The organism is Rhizobium sp. PvP014, from assembly GCF_017876855.1.
Classification (GTDB): Bacteria; Pseudomonadota; Alphaproteobacteria; order Rhizobiales; family Rhizobiaceae; genus Neorhizobium; species Neorhizobium soli.
The window spans coordinates 2391470-2410357 of sequence record NZ_JAGIOT010000002.1; the positions used below are offsets into that span (position 1 = coordinate 2391470).

The 18888-nt window shown below is 60.7% G+C and carries 13 protein-coding genes and 1 tRNA gene; 8 read left to right on the top strand and 6 right to left on the bottom strand.

Annotated elements, in window-relative coordinates:
• The first annotated feature begins 65 nt into the window (after nt 1-65).
• Entirely contained in the window at nt 66-1250 is a 1185-nt protein-coding gene (locus tag J3A65_RS16200; protein ID WP_113166672.1) for a M20 aminoacylase family protein, read from the top strand.
• A gap of 55 nt (nt 1251-1305) precedes the next feature.
• Nucleotides 1306-1382, top strand: a tRNA-Arg gene (locus tag J3A65_RS16205).
• Nucleotides 1383-1723: 341 nt separating this feature from the next.
• Here J3A65_RS16205 and J3A65_RS16210 read toward each other — a convergent pair.
• The 3 genes from J3A65_RS16210 to J3A65_RS16220 form a co-directional block, all read right to left on the bottom strand.
• Nucleotides 1724-2101, bottom strand: coding sequence for a DUF982 domain-containing protein (locus J3A65_RS16210; RefSeq protein ID WP_209902265.1), 378 nt, complete (start codon nt 2099-2101; stop codon nt 1724-1726).
• Between the two features lie 378 nt (nt 2102-2479).
• A complete protein-coding gene (locus J3A65_RS16215; protein WP_209902267.1) occupies nt 2480-3016 on the bottom strand; it encodes a DUF2937 family protein in 537 nt (178 codons plus the stop codon).
• A gap of 148 nt (nt 3017-3164) precedes the next feature.
• Entirely contained in the window at nt 3165-4388 is a 1224-nt protein-coding gene (locus J3A65_RS16220) for an FAD-dependent oxidoreductase (RefSeq protein WP_245341694.1), read from the bottom strand.
• 109 nt (nt 4389-4497) lie between these two features.
• Here J3A65_RS16220 and dxr point away from each other — a divergent pair, with 109 nt between their 5' ends.
• Nucleotides 4498-5682 carry a 1-deoxy-D-xylulose-5-phosphate reductoisomerase gene (gene dxr, locus J3A65_RS16225; protein ID WP_209902272.1) on the top strand — a complete coding sequence of 395 codons (1185 nt, stop codon included), beginning with the start codon at nt 4498-4500 and terminating at the stop codon, nt 5680-5682.
• 129 nt (nt 5683-5811) lie between these two features.
• Here the strand turns inward: dxr and hemA are convergent, their stop codons facing one another.
• Nucleotides 5812-7026, bottom strand: coding sequence for a 5-aminolevulinate synthase (hemA, locus tag J3A65_RS16230; RefSeq protein ID WP_062581729.1), 1215 nt, complete (start codon nt 7024-7026; stop codon nt 5812-5814).
• A gap of 466 nt (nt 7027-7492) precedes the next feature.
• Here hemA and J3A65_RS16235 point away from each other — a divergent pair, with 466 nt between their 5' ends.
• From J3A65_RS16235 to J3A65_RS16255, 5 genes are all read left to right on the top strand, one after another.
• On the top strand, nt 7493-7756 hold the full coding sequence (locus J3A65_RS16235; protein ID WP_062462576.1) for a glycine zipper domain-containing protein: 264 nt from the start codon (nt 7493-7495) through the stop codon (nt 7754-7756).
• 213 nt (nt 7757-7969) lie between these two features.
• Entirely contained in the window at nt 7970-9865 is a 1896-nt protein-coding gene (locus J3A65_RS16240; protein WP_245341566.1) for an autotransporter assembly complex family protein, read from the top strand.
• A 17-nt stretch (nt 9866-9882) separates the two neighbouring features.
• The gene (locus J3A65_RS16245) at nt 9883-14373 is read left to right on the top strand and encodes a translocation/assembly module TamB domain-containing protein (RefSeq protein ID WP_209902276.1); all 4491 of its coding nucleotides are present in this window, start codon (nt 9883-9885) and stop codon (nt 14371-14373) included.
• Nucleotides 14374-14668: 295 nt separating this feature from the next.
• Complete coding sequence (locus J3A65_RS16250; protein WP_062462566.1) at nt 14669-15148, top strand: chemotaxis protein CheW; 480 nt, start codon at nt 14669-14671, stop codon at nt 15146-15148.
• A 213-nt stretch (nt 15149-15361) separates the two neighbouring features.
• Nucleotides 15362-17119 (top strand): PAS domain-containing methyl-accepting chemotaxis protein, encoded by a 1758-nt coding sequence (locus J3A65_RS16255; protein ID WP_209902278.1) that lies wholly within the window; start codon nt 15362-15364, stop codon nt 17117-17119.
• 46 nt (nt 17120-17165) lie between these two features.
• On the opposite strand, the gene fdhD is transcribed toward J3A65_RS16255, so the two are convergent.
• Both fdhD and J3A65_RS16265 read right to left on the bottom strand, forming a co-directional pair.
• Nucleotides 17166-17999, bottom strand: coding sequence for a formate dehydrogenase accessory sulfurtransferase FdhD (gene fdhD / locus J3A65_RS16260; protein WP_209902280.1), 834 nt, complete (start codon nt 17997-17999; stop codon nt 17166-17168).
• Nucleotides 17999-18883 carry a LysR family transcriptional regulator gene (locus tag J3A65_RS16265; protein ID WP_209902282.1) on the bottom strand — a complete coding sequence of 295 codons (885 nt, stop codon included), beginning with the start codon at nt 18881-18883 and terminating at the stop codon, nt 17999-18001. Before J3A65_RS16265 ends, fdhD begins: the two co-directional genes overlap by 1 nt.
• Nucleotides 18884-18888 lie beyond the last annotated feature (5 nt).

The following is an 18888-nucleotide window of genomic DNA, read 5'->3' on the forward strand; positions in this document are numbered from 1 at the left end:
AGGCACACTCCCTTCGGGAGGATGGGTCACAACCTTATGAACAGCAGCAGCGACAGGAAATCCGAATGCCCATCTTGAACCGAGCCGCCGAACTTCAAGGCGAAGTCAGCGAATGGCGCCGACACCTCCATCAGACCCCCGAAATCCTCTATGACGTCGTTGAGACCGCAGCCTTCGTAGCCGCTAAGCTGAAGGAATTCGGCGTCGACGAGGTCGCGACCGGCATCGGCCGCACCGGCGTTGTCGGCATCATCAGGGGCAAGGGCGCCGCGGGCTCAGGCGCAGGGAGCAGTGGACGCACGATCGGTCTGCGCGCCGACATGGACGCGCTGCCGCTGACCGAACTCACGGGAAAGACCTGGGCCTCGAAAACCCCTGGCAAGATGCATGCCTGCGGCCATGACGGGCACACGTCCATGCTGCTGGGTGCTGCAAAATACCTTGCCGAAACCCGCAATTTCGAAGGCTCCGTGGCGCTGATCTTCCAGCCCGCCGAAGAAGGCGGCGCCGGCGCGCTGGCGATGATCGAAGACGGCATGATGGAGCGCTTCGGCATCGACGAAGTCTACGGCATGCACAATATGCCGGGCATTCCGGTCGGCCAGTTTGCCATCCGCAAGGGCGGCATCATGGCCGCACCCGACCGCTTCACCATCACCATCAAGGGTCGCGGCGGCCACGCGGCCCAGCCTCACAAGACGATCGACCCGATCTTCATCGGCTCGCAGCTGGTGGGCAGCCTGCAGGCAATCGCCGCCCGCAATGCGGACCCCGTCCAGTCGGTGGTGATATCAGTGACCCGCTTCGATGCCGGAACGACACACAATATCATCCCCGACAACGCGATCATCATGGGCACCGTGCGCACGCTGAACGAGGACACCCGCGATCTCGCCGAAAACCGCATCCGCCAGATCGTCGAAGGCTTGGCAAGCGCCCACGGCGCCGGCTGGTCGATCGACTATGAGCGCAAATGCCCTGTCACCTCCAACCACGACAGCGAGACCGACCACGCAATCGGCGTCGCCTCATCGATCGTCGGCGCCGCCAATGTGGATGCCAACGTCGAACCGACCATGGCCGGCGAGGACTTCGCCTTCATGCTCAAACGCCGCCCCGGCGCCTTCATCTTCATCGGCAACGGCGATACGGCAGCGCTGCACAACCCCAACTACGACTTCGACGACGAAGCCCTCGCCTACGGCATCTCCTACTGGGTCAAGCTCACGGAGCAGCGCCTGTCACCATAACCCGCAGAAAAACACTTGGCTAAACGCATCACCTTTTGTATGGGTTTTGCCGAGTGGTCCCATAGCTCAGCAGGATAGAGCGCAAGATTCCTAATCTTGAGGCCATTGGTTCGAATCCAATTGGGATCACCATTATTTGCAGGACTTATGGGACGTCCGCGTTCCCGCGTTCCCACAACCCGATCATTCGCTGGCTGATTACGGCCGAGTTCGCTCAACCGTTACCCGCGACGTGATGTGGTGCTGCACAGTAAGAACTGCTCAGCACCACAACCATCCGCTACCGTCGAAATACGCAAACTCAGAACCGCGGCGAGAACTCGTAGTTGCAAAGGATTTGCTTCGACCCAAGCCATCGTAACTGCTTTGCTGCGGCCATGCTCAACGTCTCGATTTTGGCCAGGCTTGAATTTTCGCATGGCTCTTTCAACACACAATAGAGCGCCTGCAAAATTCATCAAACAGCGGATCAACTAAATCCCGACCTCGACGAAATTTATACTGTTTAGCTCGAATTTATTTAACGTTGCCTCGAGACAAGATTGAAGATCGGTGTCCAAGGCCATTCTGATTGCGCTGATCATCTCTGCCTCGAAAGCATCGATGCTGTCGTAAGCGATCAGGTTGGACGACGAAGCCGCCTTACACAGCACTTCGACAACGCGTCTTTCGTTCGTGAGGCCCCTCAATGCTCCGGCGCAGGCGACCACGGCATCATGGTAAGCTGCGTACCGGGAACCCGGCCACGCTTCGATCAAATACTTCGCCGCCTCCTTCGTGCTTTTGATACGCACAAAGGTCTTGGTTTCCTCCCGCAACTCGATGGTGACGACGTTGTCCCATTCAGCCATGGCTATGCTCGCCCGATCCGCAAGTAGAGCTAATTTAGCGGGCAATACTTGAGCGGGGCTGGTGACTGTCGTGTGGAAAAGAGGACCTGGCGATGTAGTAGATCGGCGCCAATGTACGAGATTGACTTGAGGTCGATACCTATAGAAAGCGGGTACTTGGCCAACGTGTGGCGCCAGCAGGCCAAACTCTTATACCAGTGCACGATGTCTACATACTGCGCCACGCCGATCATTTACAGAAGGCCCGCTCCCGTAGCTGAGAACGCGAACTTTCGGAAGGATGTCGCGTTTCTGCCTACGAATATTCCGTGTTCCCGGGATTACGTTCTCGGAGATTTCGCCGTCCATTCGGGATCACCAATTCCGCACCCTCCTCGTCTATACTTGCGGCGTGGCCTGCTTGCTGCCGCGGTTTGTGCGAAATGGGCGGGTCGCCCCCTTGAGCACGAAACCGAGAATGCCGGCGGCGACCCAGCCGGCGAAGAAGCCACCGCCGGCCCAGGTGAGGCCTGCGGCGTCGATCGGCACGGCCGGCACATAGTCGCGCCATGTGTTGGTGAATGTCATGGGGTCGGCGTTGCGCATCACCACGAACGGCTTGATCGGCAGCGAGGCCTTGATCAGTTCATCCTGCTGCGTCAGCAAAGTCTCGTAACGCTGAAAGATGCCGCGCATCGTGTCGCCTTGGTCGCGCAGGAAGGTTTCCGGCGAGCTCGAATAGACGTTGAGCGCTTCTTGCCGGCCAAGACCGTGGTGGTTGGCCTGGGTGTCGAACTGGGTGATCATCACCTTCAGCTCATCGAACGCGCCGCCGATGCGCTGGCGGTATTGCTGGGCAAACTCGGGCGCCTGAGAGAAAAAGAGGCCGCCCAGTATCGCTGCAGCCATCGTCAGCATTCGTCCGAACATCAGCATCGCATCACCCCGTTCGTGGACCCCTTTCACAACGGGAGATACCTGGAAAGGTTGCGGGCAGGAATACTGGTGGCATTTTGAGGCGCCTCAAAGTTGCGCTTTACCCGCTGCGCCGACCTCGTCGATCTGAAAACCCAAGGCAAACGGTTCAGGTCTTGCGGACATGCTCCATACGGAAGCCGAGGCCCATCAGTCGTCCCGAGAGATGGGCGAGAAGCGGAAAGCGGGCGATGCCGCGGATAAAAGCTGGCGGGCCTTTGCGTTTTTGCGCATCGACCTCATCGCTGCGGCGGCTCGAGCGCATCATCAGCTGCAGTTTCTGCGTGGCGCGCGTCGGAAAGCTGCGGCGCTTTTCCACGGCCGCGAGATCCGCATCCGAGAGCCTGTTTTCGCGCAGCGGCTTTGCCAGAATGTTTGCCGTCGCCACCGCATCCTGGATGGCAAGGTTGACGCCAACGCCGCCGATCGGCGACATCGCATGCGCCGCATCGCCGATGCAGATCAGGCCGCTGCGCCACCATTGTGTCAGCCGGTCGATCCGTACGGTCAAAAGGCTGACGTCGTCGAAGGAGGAGATCTCCGCCATCCGCGCGGCCGGAAGCGGCGAAACGTCCACCACTCGCTGACGAAAAGCCTCGATGCCTTTTTCGCGGATGTCTGCATAGGTCGTGCGACGGACCACATAGCCGCATTGCCAGTAGTCACCCCGGTCGATCAGCACCAGACCCTGGCTTGGACCGGCATGCCCCATCACCTCGTTCGGGTCATCCTTCTGCTTGGAAAGCTTCATCCACAGGACTTCGCTCGGCTCTCCGAAGCTTTCGACGGTGAGGCCGGCCTTGTCCCGGATGATGGAATTGCGGCCATCGGCCCCGACGACGAGTTGCGAGCGGATGGTCAGCGGACCATCCGGCGTTTCGACGCAGAGGCCGGCAATTGCGTCCTTCTCCTCGATGAGCCCGGTTACCTTGGCATCCATGATCAGCTTGAAATTGGGATAGCTTTGCGCCTGCCTTGCCATGAAATTCAAAAAATCCCATTGCGGCATGAAGGCGATGAAACGGTTCTTGACCGGGAGACGGGAGAAATCCGCCATGGTGATCGTCTCGCCGCCCATCTGCGCGGAAAGCTTTGGCGCCCTTGTATGCGGCAGTGCCAGAAAGTCATTGATCAGGCCGAGCTCTGTGATCACTTCCAGCGTCGAGGGATGGATGGTATCGCCACGGAAATCGCGCAGGAAATCCGCGTGCTTTTCGAGCACGACCACATCGACGCCGGCCCGCGCCAGAAGAAAGCCCAGCATCAGGCCCGCCGGCCCTGCCCCGGCGATGACACACTGGGTTTCGATCGTCTGGGTCTCGATCGTCTGCATATCCGTCATGACCTATCGGGTTCTTCGAAAGTTCGGAGTTGAGCGCTTACACTTGTGAGCCGCCGCTTTCTATTTTAGACCAGCGGTCACCGTAAAGACAGGACATACCATGGCCGAAACCGGCAAGCGTCGCATCAGCATTCTTGGTTCCACCGGCTCGATCGGCGTCAACACGCTCGATGTCGTGAGCCAGCTTGGCGGGCGCGACGCATTCGATGTCGTGGCAATTACCGGCAACGCCAATGTCACATTGCTGGCCGAGCAGGCGATAGCCTGCGGTGCAGCGCTGGCCGTAACCGCCGATGATGCCCATTACGACGCGCTGAAATCGGCACTGTCAGGCACCGGGATCGAGGTCGCGGCAGGACGCGCGGCGCTGATCGAAGCGGGTGCACGACCATCCGACCTGGTGATGGCGGCAATCGTCGGGACTGCCGGCCTTGCGCCGACGCTTGCTGCTGCGGAGCGCGGAGCAGACATCGCCCTTGCCAACAAGGAGTGCCTGGTTTCCGCCGGCGAACTCTTCGTTCGGGCGGTGGCCGAGGGCGGCGGTCGGCTGATCCCGGTCGACAGTGAGCACAGCGCGATCTTCCAGTCGCTGGAAGAAGACCAGCACCATGCAGTCGAACGCATCGTTCTGACCGCGTCCGGCGGACCGTTCCGGACATGGAGCCGCGAGGAGATGGCCGGCGTCACGGCAGAGGTTGCCCGCGCCCATCCCAACTGGTCCATGGGACTGAAGATCTCGATCGGCAGCGCCTCGATGTTCAACAAGGCGCTTGAAATCATCGAGGCGAAGCACCTGTTTGATATCAGGCCCGACCAGATCGAGGTGATCGTGCATCCGCAATCCATCATTCATTCCATGGTGGGTTACCAGGATGGATCAGTCATTGCACAGCTCGGCAGTCCGGATATGCGCACCGCCATCGGCTATGCGCTGACCTATCCCGAACGGCCGAAGCTGAATGTAGAGAGGCTCGATTTCGCCAAGCTCGCACGGCTGGATTTCGAGGCGCCGGACGAGGTTCGGTTTCCGGCACTCAGGCTCGCCCGCACTGCGCTGGAGCGCGGCGGCGCGCAGGGCGCGATCATGAATGCCGCGGAAGAGATGGCATTTCGTGCCTTCTGCGCCGGCAGGATCGGCTTCCTCACCATGGCGGATGTGGTCGAAGACGTGATGGACGCGATGATGGGTCACGCTGCCACAACGATGGATGCCGTGTTTGCAGCAGACGCTGAAGCACGCCGCCGTGCCGACGAAATCATCGACAAACGGGAAATGGCCGCCTAAGCGCCCAAAGCCATCGGCTACGGCGGGACGGCCGCGTGATCAGACAAGTTCATTGCGTGATGTGAAGACGGGGCGACTTGGAGCGCCCGGCATCCCCGTGACACGCACGGGGATGAGGCAAACGTCGTGTCAGGCGACTTGGCGTGCCAATGCGCAGCGCGACCACAGCTGATGCAGCGAGCTGACCAGATGTTCCAGATCCGCATCCGTATGCAGCGGCGTCGGTGTGATGCGCAGGCGCTCGGTCTTTTTCGCAACCGTCGGATAGTTGATCGGCTGGACATAGACGTCGCAGGTGTCGAGAAGGATGTCGGAGATCCACTTGCACTTGGCCGCATCGCCGACCATGACAGGCACGATATGGCTTGGGTTGTGCATATGCGGGATGCCCTGCTGATCAAGCATCATCCGCAGCTTCTTGACGCGATCCTGGTGACGCACGCGCTCGAACGGGCTTGCCTTGAGGTGGCGGATCGATGCGATCGCGCCGGCAGCAAGTGTCGGTGGCAAAGCCGTGGTGAAGATGAAACCGGATGCGAACGAACGGATGAAGTCGCACAGCGCCGTCGATGCTGCGATATAGCCGCCCATGACGCCGAAAGCCTTGCCAAGCGTACCTTCGATGATCGTCAGACGGTCCATGAGGCCTTCGCGTTCGGCAATGCCGCCGCCGCGCGGGCCGTACATGCCGACCGCATGAACTTCGTCGAGATAGGTCATCGCACCGTATTTGTCGGCGAGATCGCAGATCTCCTTGATCGGCGAGATATCGCCGTCCATCGAGTAGACGCTCTCGAACGCGATCATCTTGGGCGCCTTCGGATCGGCTGCCGCAAGCTTTGCTTCCAGATCGTTCAGATCGTTATGCTTCCAGATCACCCGGTCGCATTTGGCATAGCGGATGCCCTCGATCATCGAGGCATGGTTCAACGCGTCGGAAAAAATGATCAGACCGGGGATCTTCTGGCCAAGCGTACCCAGCGTCGCCCAGTTGGAGATATATCCGGACGTGAACACGAGCGAGGATTCCTTGCCGTGAAGGTCCGCGAGCTCCTGCTCCAGAAGAACATGGTAGTGGGTGGTGCCAGAAATATTCCGGGTGCCTCCCGCACCCGCGCCACAGTGATCAATGGCCTCGTGCATGGCCTCGATCACGGCCGGGTTCTGGCCCATGCCGAGATAATCGTTGGAACACCAGACGGTAACCTCCCTCGGTCCCTCGGGCGTATGACGCGTCGCGCGCGGAAAACTTCCGCGATGCCGCTCGAGATCGGCGAACACGCGGTAGCGGCCTTCCGAATGAAGTCCGTCCAGTTCGCTTTTGAAAAATGCCTCGAAATCCATGTCACACTCCAGAACCTACCCCGGTTTTGGGTCCGGTTTCGCCATGCGTCAAGCCCGAATAGGTCAATTTGCCCCGACCTGCGGCGAAAAGTCCGATTTTTTGGAACAATTCCAATGAAGCGAAACTACCATTGAAATCTGCCAAAATCGTTACGAGTCAGGCGACCCCGAAAAGACGAAAGACTTTCCGAACAATCGGCTCGATCTGGCGTGATGCGACTTCCCCCACCTTCTCATCATTCCCCAAGTCGGCCAGCCGATCAATCCCCATTTCATACCGGCGAAACCTGACTGAAAGCGGATTTTTGCCACAGCCATCGAAGAATGAGATCAGAATGTGTCTTGCTTATATGGACTATTTGAAGAGCCGGCCTATTGTTCATCGGATGCACAAAAGCCCGGCGTGCGCACCTGCAAGGGTTTCGCCGGACACAATCAACCGGCAGGAACTACTCAGGAGGAATTCATGAAAAAGGCTTTGATGCTTCTCGTGCTCGGCGCATCTCTCGCGAGCTGCACCGCGACTGAAAAGGGTGCCGGTATCGGCGCTGCATCCGGCGCCATCATTGGCGGCGCAGTCACCGGTAACGTCCGCGGCGCAGCCGTTGGCGCAGCCATCGGCGGCGTTTCCGGTGCGGTCATCGGCAACGTGTCGGAACAGCCGGGCCAGTGCTATTATCGCGATCGCTACGGCCGTCGCTACATCGACGATTGCCCGCGCCGTTACTAATCGGAGCGGCGCTCGACGAGCACCGCAAGACTGTGGCCCTGGAGCATGCTCCAGGGCTTTTTCATTTATGAAGACATACTTATCGACGAGACGGGGGTACCCCGTTAAACAATTTGCGGCTACACAAGACCAGGAGCTGGTCATGATGGCCGGGGCGGTGATAAGTCGGCAATAAGTTAGCGTATGCAGAACGTAAGCAGCGGGCGGAAGAAGATGAATTACCGGAGGACCGGTTCCGTCGCAGCGATTGCGGCCGCCCTTCTTTGTTCGCCTGCGCTCATCGAGAGCGCCTACGCTTTCAAGCTTTTCGGCATTACACTGTTTGGCGACGACGAGGACAAGGTCGAGGTGATCGACCCGGTCCGCTACGACGCGACTCTGGAAGCCGGTGATGCGGACAAGAAACTCAAGGATCGCCTGGAAACCGCGGCATCGCTGATCGCCGACAAGGACGAGCCTGTATCCGGTGATCTCGGCATCGTCATCAAGGCCCGCGAAGACCGGGACCGCCTGGTTGCTGTTCTCTACGAAGAAGCCCGGTATGGCGGGGTCGTCCGTATCTCTGTTGCCGGAACGGATATCGACGCGCTGCCACCCAACCCCACCTTCGACCACTCATCACCCGTTCCCGTGACGGTTCAGATCGAACCCGGACCGGTTTTCAAACTTGGCTCGGTGCGGTTCGACAAGGATGCGGCCGGTCGTAACCCCGCGGACTACGATCTGGAGCCTGGCGGCGAAGCCGGCTCGCGCGTGATTCTGAAAGCCGGCGAAAAGCTGCTGGTCGACGTCAAGGCAGAAGGTCGTCCGCTTGCCAAGCTGACCGAACGGCAGGTAACCGCCGACCATCGCACCAACACGGTCGATGTCGTGCTTGGCGCCATCTCGGGCCCGATCGCACCGTTTGGCATGGTCACGGTCAAAGGCTCGCGCACGGTCGACCCAGCCTTCATCAAACGCTATTCCCGCCTCGACAAGGGCGGCCGCTATTCACCGGTGCAGCTGAAAAAGGCCAATGACCGGCTGCGCGAGCTCGGCGTGTTTTCGAGCGTCACGATTCAGGAATCCGATGCCCTTGCGCCGGATGGATCGCTGCCGCTGATGATCGAGGTTTCGGACGGCAAGCAGCGGTATTTCGGCTTTGGTGCCGAATACTCTTCGCTCGATGGAGCGGGTCTCTCGGGTTACTGGGGGCATCGCAATCTGTTTGGCCAGGCCGAATCGCTGCGCGTGGAAGGCAAGGTCTCCGGCATCGGCGCAACGACCGACGTCACCACATTCGACTATTCCGCCGGTATCGTCTTTACCAAGCCGGGCTTTCCCGTGCCTGAGGCAACGTTCGAATCGCGCCTGGAAGCCAAGAGCGAAAATCCAGACGATATCTACGACGCGCAGTCGATCGCCTATTCGGCCGGCTTTTCCTACGAACTCAACGACACCGACAAGCTCACCGCCGGCGGCGAAGTCGCGTATATTCTCGCCGACGATGCCTTCGGAAAGAATGAGTACCTGACGTTCAGCGTACCTGTCGGCTTCGAACGCGACGCGCGTGACAACAAACTGGACCCAACCGGAGGTTACCGCGCAACGCTTTCCGCCAAGCCTAGTTATGAGTTCTTCAATCAAAGCATTTTCTCGTCTTTCGAGGGCTCGATTTCCGGGTATCTCGGTTTGGGTGCAGAGGATCGGGTCGTGTTTGCAGGCAAGCTGAGTGCGGGGACGCTGGTCGGCGCCGACGAGCTGCAGGACATCCCAGCCACCAGGCGCTTTTATGCCGGCGGCGGCGGATCGGTGCGCGGCTATTCCTATCGCGAAATTTCGCCTTATAACGGCGATGACGAAGCGCTGGGCGGACGATCCTACACTGTGGCCTCTTTTGAAATGCGCGTAAAAGTGTCAGATAGCATCGGCATCGTACCGTTTCTCGACGTCGGTACGGTTTCGACCGAAATCGTGCCTGATTTTTCTGATATAAGAGCTGGAGCGGGGATCGGGTTGCGTTACGCCACTCCTTTCGGGCCGATCAGGCTGGACGTCGCGCTTCCGTTGCGACGCTATGACGACGGTAGCCAGTATGGAATTTATGCCGGCATTGGCCAGGCATTCTGAAAGGTAAAGTTGCCAGCATGACGCTTTTCGTTCGCCTGCTGAGATGGGTCTTCAAGGCCGCGATTGCCGCGGTCGGGGTCCTTTTCGTCATGGCGCTCGGCGTCGTCCTGTTCGTTGCATTGACGCCGTTCGGCGGAAACATTGCGGCAGAGCGGATCTCGGCGCTGGTGTCCACCCCGGACCGCAAGGTCAGTTTCTCTCGACCGGAAGGTCTGCTGTCGGGTGATCTGCGCATCGACAGCCTGACGCTGTCGGACAAGGACGGTGCCTATGCCGAAATCGGCGGCATCGAGGTCGACTGGTCGCCATCGGCGCTGGTCTCCGGCGTCTTCCGCGCAGACCGGGTTTCCGCAACGACCGTGAACTTCATTCGTCCGCCGCAGCCGGATGCGACCATAACGACGCAGAGCACGACAAAGTCGTCCGGCTCGCCGCTGCCGGTCGGCATTCGGGTCGCGCAGATAGATCTGCCGGATATCAACCTGTCGCAGGCCCTCTCCGGACGCGATTTTGCGCTGTCGGTGAAGGGCTCGATCGATGCGACCGGCCCCAACATCTCGCTCAAGCTGGAAGCAACCCGCAAGGACGAGATGGATGCGAAGGCATCCGCCGATATCGTCTACGCACCGTCGGAAAACCGCCTGCAGCTGAAGGCCTCGGTCTCCGAACCGCAGGGCGGGCTGCTCGCCCGCCTGTTGCGCCTTCCCGGCGCTCCTGCCGTCGCATTGGGGCTGGATGGCGAAGGACCTCTCTCGAACTGGGCCGGCCGTCTTGTCGGCAATGTCGATGGCGCACCTGTCATCTCCGTGGACGGCAAACATGTCCTGGTCGACAACGGCGCCCACCGCGTGGAAATCATCGGTGGCGGCCAGCTTGCAACGCTGATGCCGCCAGCCTTCCGGTCGCTGGTCGAAGGTACAACGGACATCAACGTCGCCGCCATCTACGCGCCTTCGGGTCGCGTCGACATCCAGCGCGGCGACCTCACCTCCGGCGCCGTGAAGATTACCGCCAAGGGCGCATGGGACCCGAACGGCGACAACAGCCTGACGGCCGGCGTTTCCGGCACCAAGGGCCCGGTCTCGATCGCGTGGCCGATCAACGGCCAGGAGAGCCGCTTCTCCATTGATACGATCAATTTCACCCTGACCGGCGCCGCAGCCTCTGCCCGTTTCAATGCGACGGCAGCGCTGAATTCCGCAGAGCTTCCGCAAGGCCGGTTCGGCCAGGTGAGGCTACAGGCTGAAAGCGAGGATCTCGACCTGATCCAGCGGGCCGGCAGCATCCGCAGCCGCCTCACGATTGGTCAGATGAGCTTCGTCAATCCCGACCTCAACCGTGTGATCCGCGGGCCGCTGACGCTCGACGCGCCACTTCGGCTGGCACCACCGGCCATCGGCCTGGATGCAGCGACGCTCGAAAGCGCCGGCATCAGCGGTACGGTCAGCGGCGCATTCGATACGTCGAAGCAGACAGTCACCGGCAATTTCCGCATTTCGACCAATGCCTCGGTCCTGCCGCCGTCGCTGGCACCGAAGTTTGAAGGCGCAATTGCCGCCGAAGGCTATGTCGACGCCTCCTCGGCAAACCGCATCAGCCTGGAAAACGTCACGCTGAAATCGAACGCACTCGAAGCCCGCGGCAACGTGCTCTATGAAAACGGCACGCTGGTCAGCCACCTTGCCGGACGCCTTCCGGACATCAAGCGCTGGCTGCCGGATGCCGAAGGCGCCGCAGGCTTTGACATCACGACCAGCGGCCCCACCACGGCACTGGCCGTCAAGGCCGTCGTCAACTCCGCCGAGGCAAGGCTCGTCGGCCGCAAGCTCGAAGATCTGAGCTTCACGATCAATGGCACCGCCAATCCACAGGCGCCGCAGGGCACGATCGTCGCCAAGGGCACTCTGGACAGCCAGCCGATCCGCATCAATGCCGATGTGCAGTCGGCGAACGGCCAGACGTCTGCCCCCAATATCGTCGCCGAAATCGGCCCGAACCGCCTGAACGGCGCACTGACCTTCTCGCCGGAATTCCTTCCCACCGGCGAAGTCACCTTCAACTTCCCCGATGTGGCACTTATGGCCGCACTCGCAGCCCAGCAGGCGCAAGGCGACCTTCGCGGTTCGGCGACCTTTGCCAATGTCGACGGCAAGGCGAGCGCTGTCGTGAAGGCCGAAGGTTCCTTGCTGAAGCGAGGTGCTATCGAGATCGCCCAACCCAAGGTCGACCTGACGATACCGGACCTAAAGGCGATTGCGGCTGCCGGTTCGATCAGTGCGGCGCGCATCGGCAGCGGCACCAACGTCATCGATAACATGCAGTTGGGTATCACCCACGGTGGTACGACGACGGACTTCAAGCTGTCCGCGACCTACGACAATGCGCCACTCGAGGGTGCCGGCGCGATCCAGACCGCGGACGGGCTTGCTGTCGAGATCAACAGCTTCAATGCGACTCCGCGCAAGATCCCCGTACGCCTCGCTGCCCCAACCCGGATCGTTGTCGAGAACGGCAACGCGCGGTTTACCGACTTTACCATTGCCACAGGCAACGGCCGTCTGTCTCTGAACGGGACCGCCGGCACGGCGCTTGATCTTTCCGCCAAGATCACGTCCCTGCCGGCCAGCCTGATCAACACGTTCGTACCTTCGATCAATGCAGCCGGCGTCATTTCCGGCACGATCAATGCAACGGGCACGACCTCTGCCCCGGCGATCAAATATGATTTGGAATGGAGTGATGCACAGCTTCGCCAGATGCGCGACGCTGGCATCACACCCTTTCGACTCCAGGCTGCCGGAAGCTTCGCCGACCGTACAGTCACACTAGACCGCACCCGTCTCACGGGATCCGATGGTCTGGAACTGACCGCCGACGGACGCGTGATCCTCAACGCCGACGGCGCGCCGGCGCTCGACATCAATGCCAGGGCCAGATCTGTCCCGGCCAGTCTCGCGAATGCCTTCGTACCGGGCCTCGGCGCAAAAGGCGCGATCTCCGGGACCGTGGTGGCAACCGGAAGTCCCCAGGCGCCGGCCGTTCGTTACGATCTGCGTTGGGCGAACGCCTCCGTCAGCCAGTCGACATCCGCAGGCGTTGCTTCGGTGGATGTGACTGCCAAGGGTACCTATGAGGGTACGCGCGTAACCGTCGACCTCGGTCTTACCGGCGGCGGCGGTATTTCGCTCACCGGTGGCGGCGCTGTCTCGCTCGAAGGCGACAAGGCGCTGAACCTTGAATTCGATGGGCGCTTTCCGTTTTCCATACTCGCGGGCCAACTTGCCGCCCAGGGCTTCGTGCTGACAGGCACCGGCAATGTCGATCTCGGCATTCGCGGAACGGCCAAGGCACCGCTTCTCTCGGGCAGCGTCACCTCCTCAGGGGCGAAGTTCGTCGATGCCAGGCGCAATCTCGCCATCAACAATCTCGCTCTCAACGTTCGGCTCGACGGCACCCGCGCCACGATCGAGCGGCTGGGCGGAACGCTTGCAAGCGGCGGCACCGTCGCCGTGACAGGCTCTGTAGAGACGACCGAGGGCTTTCCGGCCGATCTGCGCATCGTCCTCAACAAGGCGAGCTATGCGGACGGAAACCTGTTTGCGGTCACCGCTGACGGAGATCTCACGATCAACGGCCCGCTGCTGTCGGGCCCGGCGCTGAAGGGCAAGGTGTCGCTGACCAAGGCTGCAATCACCGTGCCGGCCCGGCTTCCGTCATCACTGTCATCGATCGATATCCGCCACCGCAACGCCCCACGCGACGTTGTGCGCCAGATGGAGGAAATCCGGCCGAAAAGCGCAAAGGGTGCCAGCGAGCCGATTGCACTCGACCTGCAGATCCTGGCACCGAACGGTATCTTCGTGCGAGGCCGCGGTATCGACGCCGAGCTCGGCGGCGACCTGACGATCAGGGGCGACGCAGTCACCCCTGTCATTTCCGGTGGCTTCGACATGCGTAGAGGCCGTATTGTCATCCTGTCAAAGCGGCTGGACTTTACCGAAGGCAAGATCACCTTCGGCGGCGGTCTGGTACCGATCCTCGACATGGAAGCAAACACGAGCTCCGGCCAGACGACGATCACGGTGAACATTACCGGCGTTGCCAACGATCCGACGATTTCCTTCTCCTCCGCCCCTGCCCTGCCGCAGGACGAGGTTCTGGCACGACTGATCTTCAACCAGTCGATGTCGCGTCTGTCGCCGCTGCAGATTGCACAGCTGGCCGATGCCGTGACCCAGCTTGCCGGCGGGGGCTCGACGTCGCTGCTCGAAAAGCTGCGCAGCAACCTCGGCGTCGATGACCTCGACATCAGCACAGACGATACGGGCCAGACGACGGTATCGGTGGGGCGCTACATCAACAAGCGCACCTACTTCCAGGTCGAGCAGGGCGGCCAGAACGGCGCTCAGGCCACCATCAATCTGGATGTCGGGCGTGGCGTCAAGCTGAAGGCCGGCGCCGGCAGCGAAGGCGGCACCGCAGGCGTATTCTACGAAAAAGAATACTGACCAGGTGACGTAGAGCCACCCACAGCCCACCAGACGGGAAACATCCGACTGCCCCGAACGTGGCCGGCAACCGGGCGCAGCAAGAGCTGCCCTGCCTGCGGAGACATGCCAGAACATTAGCGAACTGGTGAGCAAGTTTAGAATTGCGAAATACTCTTCGCATACAGTTAGCGAATTGAAACTTGCCATACGGTTTGCAGCACCGTTGCGGAAAGGTCAGCAGCGCCAGCTGAAAGCCTTGAACCGGACCTGCCGCTGTCGCCGTAAAGGCCTGCACGAACCGGGAAGAACTTTGATGTCCGCGACGATCAACTCGAAGACTTACAGTGGCGATACGCTTGAGATCATCGCCTTCCGCCTTCACGATCAGGAGTTCTGCGTGAAGACCACCACCATCCGCGAAATCCGCGGTTGGGCCCCGTCGACACCGCTCCCGCATGCACCGGCCGACGTCATCGGCGTCATGAACCTGCGCGGATCCGTCATCCCGATCATCGATCTGGCCTTCAAGCTGGGCATGAAGAGCACTGTCGCCAACGAGCGGAGCGCGATAGTCGTCGCCGAGGTGCATAACATGGTCATCGGCATGCTGGTCGATCGCGTGTCCGACATCCTGACCATTCCCGCAAACACGGTTCAGCCGGTTCCGGAAGTCTCCGCTTCGTTCGACAAGTCATTCTCGGAAGGCATCATCGCCAACGAAAACGGCATGATCTGCTTCCTCAACCTGTCAAAGATGTTCAAGGGCACCGAAGTAGAAGAACTCGCTGCCTAAACCATCCCCGCGATTTGAACAAAGGCCGCATGACTAAGTCATGCGGCCTTTGTCGTTTGCTTCGTAATACTTGCTCACAATCAGGTTTCATCCATCACTTTTTAATATTTATGCTTTCTAATATTATCCCGGGGCGACGACCATCCCGCTGTTGGGAAAAGGCGTCAAAAGTACGCAGCCAAGTGTCCGACGCGGCGCGGCAAGGGGATAATCATGCTGGGATTGGGTAAAGCCGGGGATGTGGCGCGGATCTTCGACGCCATATCGCGTTCGCAGGCCGTTATTGAATTTGATCTGACCGGCACCATCCTGGATGCCAACGAGAATTTCTGCCAGGCGCTGGGGTACACGCTCGCAGAAATAAAAGGCAAGCATCACCGCATTTTCTGCGAGCCCGCTTTCGTTGCGTCCGACGAATACCGCTCTTTTTGGAAAGACCTCGCTGCCGGCAAGTTCGAGGCGCGGGAGTACAAGCGTATAACCAAATCAGGCGGGGAAATCTGGATCCAGGCCTCCTACAACCCGGTCATGCGCAACGGCAAACCATACAAGGTCATCAAGTTCGCGACCGATATCACGGCCACGAAGCTGAAGGCAGCCGACGACGCGAGCAAGCTTTCGGCAATAAGCCGGTCGCAGGCCGTCATCGAATTCACACCACAGGGCGAAATCCTCGACGCCAACGAAAATCTCTGCAACGCTGTCGGCTACGATCTGGCCGAGATCAAGGGACGCCACCACCGGATGTTCTGCGAGCCTGGCTATGCGGCGTCACCTGCCTATGCGGAATTCTGGAAGAAGCTGTCGGAAGGCGAGTTCATTGCCGACGAGTTTGTCCGCTACGGAAGGGGTGGCCGCGAGATCTGGATCCAGGCCGCCTATAACCCGATCCGCGATCTCAACGGCAAGGTCACGAAGGTCGTCAAGTTTGCAACCGACGTGACGCCGCGCATGAACGCAATCGGCATGCTGAGCAAAGGCCTGCGCAATCTCGCGGACGGCAAGCTTGACCAGTCACTCGATACGCCCTTCGTGCCGAGCATGGAAACCACCCGAAGCGACTTCAACGAGGTCGCCGCCAAGCTGACCGATGCCATGCGCACCGTGGCGCAGAATGCAGCCGGTATTGCCGCGGCTTCAACCGAAGTCCGTGACGCATCTGGAGAGCTCGCAAAGCGCACCGAGCAGGCGGCAGCCGCACTTGAGCAGGCCGCAGCAGCCCTTGAGGAAGTGACGCGCACCGTCACCGATTCCAGCAGCCGCGCCGACGAGGCCGGCAAGCAGGTCAGGGCCACCAAGGAAAATGCCGAGCAATCCGGCCTTGTCGTGCGCAGTGCCATTTCGGCGATGGACGAGATCGCCGCATCGTCGAACGAGATCAACAACATTATCGGTGTAATCGACGACATCGCCTTCCAGACCAACCTCCTAGCCCTGAACGCCGGTGTCGAGGCGGCGCGCGCGGGTGAAGCGGGCAAGGGATTTGCCGTGGTTGCTCAGGAAGTGCGCGAACTCGCTCAGCGTTCGGCCAAGGCCGCCAAGGAAATCAAGACTCTGATCAACACCTCGGCACATCAGGTCTCCAGCGGTGTCGAACTGGTCGGGCGTACCGGCCGATCACTGCAGGAAATCCTCGTGCAGGTGGCAAGCATCCATGAAAATGTCGGCGCGATCGTCGAGGCATCCCGCGAACAGGCAACCAGCCTGCGAGAGATCAGCAGCGCGGTCAATCACATGGACCAGGCGACCCAGAAGAACGCCGCGATGGTGGAAGAAACCACCGCCGCCAGCTATTCACTGGCCAACGAGGCCGATAGCCTGAAGGCTCTGCTCAGCCAATTCGATATCGGCTCCGTCACCTCACAGGTCCGCAGGCCGGAGTCGAACTATACGCCGGCAGCAGCCAACGTGGCGCCGCTGCGCATGGTTCAAGGCCATCTGAAAACCGCCGGTGGCTGGGAAGATTTCTGAGACACACCCTCAAGAGCAGCCGGGGCGGCGTTCAGGCAACCTCGGCTTACTCGAAACGGATCCGGTGCGGATGCGTGAAGATCTCGAAATCCTCGCCGCGTGAGAGTGCGACAAGGGTCATGCCTGCGGCGCCCGCCGTGCGGATGGCCAGTGCGGTCGGCGCCGATATGGCGATCAAGACTGGGGCACCGAGAATGGCGGCCTTCTGCACCATTTCTACCGAGATGCGGCTGGTAACGACGACGACGCCTTCGGCGCCCGTGCGGCCTGCGCGCATCACGGCGCCCGCAAGCTTGTCGAGCGCATTGTGCCGACCGACATCCTCGCGCACCGCAACCAGTCCCTCGCCGAGGACGTAGAAACCGGCTCCGTGAACCGCGCGAGTCTGGGCATGCAACGGCTGGGCGGAATTGAGCGCGTTGCTGGCACGCGCAATGTCAGCGGCTGACAGAAGCATGTCGACACCGGAGACATCAGGCACCGGACGCATCGCCTGCTCGATCGATTCGATGCCGCAAAGGCCGCAGCCGACGGGTCCTGCCATATGGCGTCGTCTGGCGCGCAGAGCATCTTCCTTGTCTTCGGCAAGCGTGACCTGAACATCGAGACCGTCGCCCTCCTGGAGCACCTCGATCCCTTCAATCTCGGCGATGGAAGCAATGATGCCTTCCGTCAGCGTGAAACCGGCCGCGAAGTCCTCAAGATCGGCAGGCGTGCCCATCATCACCGCCTGGGTTGAGCCACCGTAGGAAAAGGCGATCGGCACCTCTTCGGGTACGAACCGGCTCGTTTCCTTGACGAGCCCATCGCGATAGGACGTTTCAGCCAGCGAAACGGTCGGCGCGATGCCGCCCTTGTGTTCATCATTCAACGTGGACATCAGGACTTTCCGAGCAGGCGCGCCTCGTGGAGCAGCGCTGAAACCAGTGGCGTATTGGGTTCGCGATGCGGAGCGACAAGACCAACCGTATGGCTGACATGCGGCTCCACGATCGGAATGGTGCGGATATTCTGCGAGAAACCGAAGGACTCGGCCACGTTCTGCGGCATGATGCTGGCCCAGCGACCGGTACCGACATGCGCCAGCAGCGTGACCATCGAATTGGATTCAAGCATCGGCCTCGCCGTCACGCCGGCTTCCGCGAGGTGCTGGCTTATAATCCGGCGGTTCTGCATATCCGGCGTCAAAAGGCAGAGCTGCAACCCGGCCATTTCGGTCCAGGTCACCTGTTTACGGTCGGAAAGCGGCGTGCCGTCGGCCGTGACAAGATTGTAGCTTTCTGAATAGAGCGGAATGCTGACGACACGACCGAGCGGCTCGTTGTGGAGATAGGTAATGCCCGCATCGATCTCGAAGTTGTCGAGCTGTGTCAGGATCTGCAGCGATGTGCGGGACACGACCGAAAACGTTACATCCGGATACCGGGTCTGGAAGGGTCCAGTCAGGCTGGGCACCATGGCAAGCGCCGTCGGGATGACGGCAAGACGGATGTGGCCCGCAAGACCCTTGCGGGCGGCGCGCATTTCCTCGCGCATCGTGCGGGCATCGCCCACAATGCGTTTTGCCCATTCCAGCACGCGCTGTCCCTCGGGCGTCAGGCCCTGATAGCGCGACCCGCGCACCACGAGCTGGACGCCGAGACTGTCTTCGAGGTGCCGGATCGCCGCCGACAGGGAAGGCTGGGCAATGCCGCATTCCTCGGCCGCGCGACCGAAATGGCCTTCCCGTGCCAGCGCAATGAAGAATTCCAGCTTGTCGATCAAAGCCC

What these genes read in the sequence shown, in the direction of transcription:
- J3A65_RS16235 (WP_062462576.1), top strand. Translation starts at nt 7,493, where the DNA reads ATGAAAAAGGCTTTGATGCTTCTCGTGCTCGGCGCATCTCTCGCGAGC.
- J3A65_RS16200 (WP_113166672.1), top strand. Translation starts at nt 66, where the DNA reads ATGCCCATCTTGAACCGAGCCGCCGAACTTCAAGGCGAAGTCAGCGAA.
- J3A65_RS16240 (WP_245341566.1), top strand. Translation starts at nt 7,970, where the DNA reads ATGAATTACCGGAGGACCGGTTCCGTCGCAGCGATTGCGGCCGCCCTT.
- J3A65_RS16245 (WP_209902276.1), top strand. Translation starts at nt 9,883, where the DNA reads ATGACGCTTTTCGTTCGCCTGCTGAGATGGGTCTTCAAGGCCGCGATT.
- J3A65_RS16210 (WP_209902265.1), bottom strand. Translation starts at nt 2,101, where the DNA reads ATGGCTGAATGGGACAACGTCGTCACCATCGAGTTGCGGGAGGAAACC.
- J3A65_RS16220 (WP_245341694.1), bottom strand. Translation starts at nt 4,388, where the DNA reads ATGCAGACGATCGAGACCCAGACGATCGAAACCCAGTGTGTCATCGCC.
- J3A65_RS16215 (WP_209902267.1), bottom strand. Translation starts at nt 3,016, where the DNA reads ATGCTGATGTTCGGACGAATGCTGACGATGGCTGCAGCGATACTGGGC.
- hemA (WP_062581729.1), bottom strand. Translation starts at nt 7,026, where the DNA reads ATGGATTTCGAGGCATTTTTCAAAAGCGAACTGGACGGACTTCATTCG.
- fdhD (WP_209902280.1), bottom strand. Translation starts at nt 17,999, where the DNA reads ATGTCCACGTTGAATGATGAACACAAGGGCGGCATCGCGCCGACCGTT.
- J3A65_RS16255 (WP_209902278.1), top strand. Translation starts at nt 15,362, where the DNA reads ATGCTGGGATTGGGTAAAGCCGGGGATGTGGCGCGGATCTTCGACGCC.
- J3A65_RS16250 (WP_062462566.1), top strand. Translation starts at nt 14,669, where the DNA reads ATGTCCGCGACGATCAACTCGAAGACTTACAGTGGCGATACGCTTGAG.
- dxr (WP_209902272.1), top strand. Translation starts at nt 4,498, where the DNA reads ATGGCCGAAACCGGCAAGCGTCGCATCAGCATTCTTGGTTCCACCGGC.